The following is a 4,136-nucleotide window of genomic DNA, read 5'->3' on the forward strand; positions in this document are numbered from 1 at the left end:
GCCGCCGTAGAACCGCACCAGTGGTTTCCCTTCCCGGTAGACGCAAAAGGCCATGCCGCCCTGGGATTGATCCAGGTGCTTGGCGAAGACTTCAGTCAGCCGGTCGAAGCCTTCGGCGGGGAGGCCGCCGTCGTTGTGGGTTTGGAAGGGAGTGCTCAATCGTGCTCCTGACGTGACGGAAAGGTTCGGTGGGAAGGGTGGTTGGGAAGGTCCTGCCGTCGACCCGGCTTTACAGCGAGGGGACGTTGGTCAGCAGTTCGCGGGTGTAGCTGTGCTGCGGGTTCTCCAGCACGTCGCCGGTGGGGCCGAGGTCCACGATCCTTCCCTTCTGCAGCACGGCGAGGCGCTGGGAGATGTGCCGGGCGAGGGCGATGTTGTGCGTGACGAAGAGCATCGCCATGCCGGTGTCGACCTGCAGGGTGCGCAGCAGGTCGATGATGGAGGCCTGCACGGACACGTCCAGGGCCGAGGTGACCTCGTCGCAGACCAGCACGGAGGGTGCGTTGACCAGGGCGCGGGCGATGGCGGCGCGCTGGCGTTCGCCGCCGGAGAGCTGGCCGGGCCGGCGGTCCAGATAGGTGGCGCCGAGCCGAACCTGATCGAGTGCTTCCTGGACTTTGGCGCGGCGCTGTTTGGCGTTCAGCTTGCCAGACATCTGCAGCGGGACCTCGACCGATTCGGCGATGGTCCGCCGCGGGTTCAGCGAGGAGAACGGGGACTGGAACACGTACTGGATCCGGTGCCGTTCGTCCGCGCTGCGCTGCCGGGTGCCGCGCTCGAGCGTATTGCCAGAGAGGGCGACCGAGCCTTGATAAGCGTCGTTGAGGCCGGCGATGCAGCGGGCGAGCGTGGTTTTGCCGGAGCCGGATTCGCCGAGCAGCATCATGGATTCGCCTTCGGCCAGGGCCAGGTCGATTCCGTCGAGGACCTGGTTGTCGCCGTAGGCGAGGCGAAGGTCGGAGACGGACAGCAGGGCGCCGTCGTCGTTGGTTGCGGGTTGGGTGGCGGCGGCAGGTTCCGGTGCACGGTCAGATACGGCGGCGCGGCGCCCAGTGGGCTGTGTGCCGGTGGAGGGTTCGGAAGCAGCTTGAGTTCCGGCGTCGGGGTCGACGACGGTGTGCTCGCCGGTGATGGCGGAGACGTCGCCGATCCGCCGTCGTCCGGCCAGGTCCGGTACGGAGTTGAGCAGTTTGCGGGTGTATCGGTGCTGCGGGCTGTAGAGCACCTCCTTGACGGAGCCGGCTTCGACCACGTCGCCTTCGAGCATGACGGCGACGTCGCTGGCCACTTCGGCGACGACGGCGAGGTCGTGCGTGATGTACAGTCCGGCGACGTCGTGCTTGGCGGCGAGCTGGTGGATGGTCTGCAGCACCAGCGCCTGGGTGGTGACATCGAGCCCGGTGGTGGGTTCGTCCAGGACCATCACTTCGGGGCGGCAGGCGAAGGCCATGGCGATGCCGACGCGCTGCTGCTGTCCGCCGGAGAGCTGGTGCGGCCAGCGGCGCTGGTAGTCGGCGTCGGCGGGCAGGCCGACATCGGTAAGGACTCCGGCGAGGCGCTCGCGGCGTTCGGCCTCGGTGCTGCCGTAACCGTGCACGCGCAGCACTTCGAGGATCTGCTCGCCGATGCGCATCGCGGGGTTCAACGATAGGGCCGGATCCTGCGGGACGTACGAAACCGAGCCGCCGCGAAGGGCGCGCCGTCCGGCGTCGGACAGTTCGAGCAGGTCGGTGCTGTCGCTGAGCAGGATGGACCCACCGGTGTGCTGCAGGCCGGTGCGGAAGTGGCCCAGGCAGGCGAGGCCGGCGGTGGTTTTGCCGGAGCCGGATTCGCCCACCAGCGCCATGATTTTGCCGGGCGTGAGGGCGAAGGAGACGCCGTGCAGGATTTCCTTGCCGCCGGTGGTGGCCACCTTCAGGCCGTCGGCGCGCAGCACTGCGGTGGGCGCCGTCGTCGTAGTTTCTGCTGTTTCTGTACTCACTTGCTCTCCTCCACGGTGGCCGAGGCGCGGGCCAGCGAATCGGTGATCAGGTTGCTGCCGACGGTCAGGACCGCGATGGCGAGGACCGGCAGGATCACGCCCCACGGCTGGACCGTCAGGGCGATCCGGTTTTCGTTGATCATCAGGCCCCAGCCGGCGGTCGGTGGCTGCAGTCCCAGGCCCAGGAAGGACAGCGAGGCGATGGCGGCGATCGAGTAGGTCATCCGCAGGCCGAGTTCGACCATCAGCGGGCCGGTGATGTTGGGCAGTACGTCCTTGGCCAGGATCTTCCAGCGCGGGACGGCATACATTTCCGCGGCGCGGACGAAGTCCTCGGTGATCACCGCCGACGCGGCCGAGCGGGTGACGCGGGCGATCCTCGGGGCGTGGGTGATGCCGATGACGGTGACCAGCACCCAGCCTTGCGGGCCGAGCACGGTGATGGCGAGCAGCGCGAAGACCAGTTGCGGCAGTGCGAGCAGTACGTCGTTGCCGCGCATGATGATGCTGTCCAGCGTTCCGCCCTGGTAGGCGGCGAGCATGCCGGCGGCCGAGCCGAGGATCATGCCCAGGCCGGTGGCGAGCGCGGCGTAGATCAGCAGCCGGAGTCCGCCGTCGAGGAACCGGGACAGGATGTCGCGGCCCAGGTTGTCGGTGCCGAAGACGCCGTCGGGCTGGAAGGGCCGGCCGGAGAATTCGGTGCTGGTGTAGCCGGTGGCCCAGGGCAGCAGCAGCGGGCCGATCACGGCGACGAGGACGACGGCGCCGGTCATAGCGATGCCGATCTTGGCCTGCTTTTGGCGCAGCATCCGGCGGAACAGGCCCGGAGGGGTTTCCACTTCGCGGGCCACAGTGCCGGGTGATTCCTCCGGCGTCGTGGGCTGTGATTCGATGATGCTCATCGTGCTCCCTCCGTGCGCAGCTTCGGGTTGGTGAGGATGCCCACGACGTCGGCGAGCAGGTTGACCACGATGTAGAGCACCGCGATCAGCATGGACAGCGCCTGGACCACCTGCACATCACGGTTGGTCACCGCGTCCACCAGGGCCTGACCGACGCCGGGGTAACGGAACAGGAACTCGACGACGACGATGCCGCCGGCCAGCCACGCGAGCTGGATCGCAACCACCTGGGCCACCGGGGCGACGGCGTGCGGCAGCGCGTGCCGCAGGATCACCTGCCGCTCCGGAACACCCTTGAGCCGGGCCATCTCCACGTGTCCGGAATCGAGCACCTCGATCATGGTCGCGCGCATCATCCGGATGATGTACGGCATCACCACCAGCACCAGGGTCAGCACCGGCAGGATCAGCTGGGCCGGGTAGTCCCACACGTTCTCACCCGGCGGGGCCATGGTGACCGAGGGCAGGATCGAGAACACGGTGGTGGAGAAGACGGTGACCAGCGCGATGCCGATCACGAACTCCGGCAGCGCGGCGAGCACGAGCGAGATGCCGGTGGCGGCGTGGTCGCCGGCCTTGCCGCGGCGGATGGCGCTGTAGGTTCCGACGACGACGCCGGCCGGGACGCTGATCAGCGCGGCGGCACCCATCAACACCAGCGAGGCGGCGATGCGCTCGCCGAGCAGCTCACCGACGGAACCGCCGGAGGCTGCCGAGACGCCGAAGTCGCCGACGAACAGACCGCCGAGCCAGGTCAGGTAGCGCTGCCAGACCGGATCGTTCAGGTCCATTTGTTCACGCAGGGCGGCGAGGCGCTCCGGGGTGGCCTGCTGGCCGAGGATGGCCTGGGCGGGATCGCCGGGCAGCAGCAGGGTGGCGACGAAGACGAGCATCGAGACCACGAGCAGGATCACCAGGCTGATCGCCAGGCGGCGGAGAATCATGGACATCATCAGTTCTGTCCTCCCATCCACACGCGGCGGAATTCGTAGCCGGATAACGCCAGGCCCGTCTTGTTGGGGACCAGCCCGGCGACGTAGCGCTGGTAGGCGTCCGCCTGGTTCGGGTGGCCCCAGATGATGTAGCCGCCTTCTTCGTATTCGATTTCCTGTGCCTGGGCAATCAGCTTGTTGCGGGCGTCGTCGTCGATGGTTGCCTTGGCCTCTTCGACCAGGGCGATGAAGCGCGGGTTCGCCCAGTGCGTCTCGTTGAACGGCGAGTCCGGCAGCGAGCCGTTGTTGGTCTGCGGCAGG

General features: G+C 68.0%; 4 protein-coding genes and 1 pseudogene. All 5 read right to left on the minus strand.

All coding sequences use genetic code 11. The features are described from left to right. Nucleotides 1–54 (minus strand): hypothetical protein (locus Y707_RS32995; RefSeq protein ID WP_253905245.1); only part of this gene is annotated, 54 nt, incomplete at its 3' end. A gap of 175 nt (nucleotides 55–229) precedes the next feature. Continuing rightward, entirely contained in the window at nucleotides 230–1,981 is a 1,752-nt protein-coding gene (locus tag Y707_RS0117820) for an ATP-binding cassette domain-containing protein (RefSeq protein ID WP_081744982.1), read from the minus strand. Further along, a complete protein-coding gene (locus Y707_RS0117825) occupies nucleotides 1,978–2,790 on the minus strand; it encodes an ABC transporter permease (protein ID WP_035782473.1) in 813 nt (270 codons plus the stop codon). Before Y707_RS0117825 ends, Y707_RS0117820 begins: the two co-directional genes overlap by 4 nt. A gap of 89 nt (nucleotides 2,791–2,879) precedes the next feature. Continuing rightward, nucleotides 2,880–3,836: an ABC transporter permease gene (locus tag Y707_RS0117830; RefSeq protein ID WP_026536079.1), complete on the minus strand. Its 957-nt coding sequence runs from the start codon at nucleotides 3,834–3,836 to the stop codon at nucleotides 2,880–2,882. Beyond that, nucleotides 3,836–4,136, minus strand: a pseudogene (locus tag Y707_RS31700) (ABC transporter substrate-binding protein); the annotation flags it as partial. The pseudogene Y707_RS31700 and the gene Y707_RS0117830, both read right to left, overlap by 1 nt.

Source organism: Arthrobacter sp. H14, from assembly GCF_000520495.1.
GTDB lineage: Bacteria > Actinomycetota > Actinomycetes > Actinomycetales > Micrococcaceae > Arthrobacter_C.

Coding starts and splice junctions, on each gene's coding strand:
- Y707_RS0117825 (WP_035782473.1), bottom strand. CDS start 2,790: ATGCTGCGCCAAAAGCAGGCCAAGATCGGCATCGCTATGACCGGCGCC.
- Y707_RS0117830 (WP_026536079.1), bottom strand. CDS start 3,836: ATGATGTCCATGATTCTCCGCCGCCTGGCGATCAGCCTGGTGATCCTG.